We start from the raw sequence: 529 nt of genomic DNA, 5'->3' as shown, positions 1-529 counted from the left end.
TTTTCATCCACTAAAGCCTCCATTGCAGAAGCAACGATGCTTAGTTCGTGGAAAACATCAAAGTCCAATGCTTCAGGAACAGCTTTTTCATCACCAATGGCTTTTGCTAATAACGTCATCACTGCGATCTGTGCCGTATACGCCTTTGTAGAGGCAACAGCGATTTCTGGACCAGCATGAAGCAATAAGGTATGGTTCGCTTCTCGTGAAAGAGTAGAACCAGCAACGTTGGTAATCGTCAGACTAGGAAGACCTAACTGGTTGATTGTCACTAATACTTGACGGCTATCTGCCGTTTCACCACTTTGTGATAAGAACAAGAAGAAGGGTTTTGCTGACAACAATGGCATGTTGTAGCCAAACTCACTAGATAAATGAACCTCAACAGGGATCTGTGTTAGTTTTTCTAAAATGGCTTTTGCTGCCCAGCCAGCATGATTGCTGGTACCACAAGCAATGATGTAGATCCGATCGCTAGCTAAAAGTTCGTTTTTTAACGCTGGATCGATCACTACTTCACCAGATTCTC

The 529-nt window shown here is 43.3% G+C and carries 1 protein-coding gene; it reads right to left on the bottom strand.

Annotation, left to right across the window (positions count from 1 at the left end; translation table 11 throughout):
* Positions 1-529 (bottom strand): SIS domain-containing protein (locus ECA1_RS16715; protein ID WP_155642951.1); only part of this gene is annotated, 529 nt, incomplete at both ends.

It is taken from the genome of Enterococcus casseliflavus NBRC 100478 (assembly GCF_001544095.1).
Taxonomy (GTDB): Bacteria; Bacillota; Bacilli; order Lactobacillales; family Enterococcaceae; genus Enterococcus_D; species Enterococcus_D casseliflavus.
Note: the sequence above shows the minus strand (reverse complement) of the source record. Positions and strands in the feature narration are given on the sequence as shown.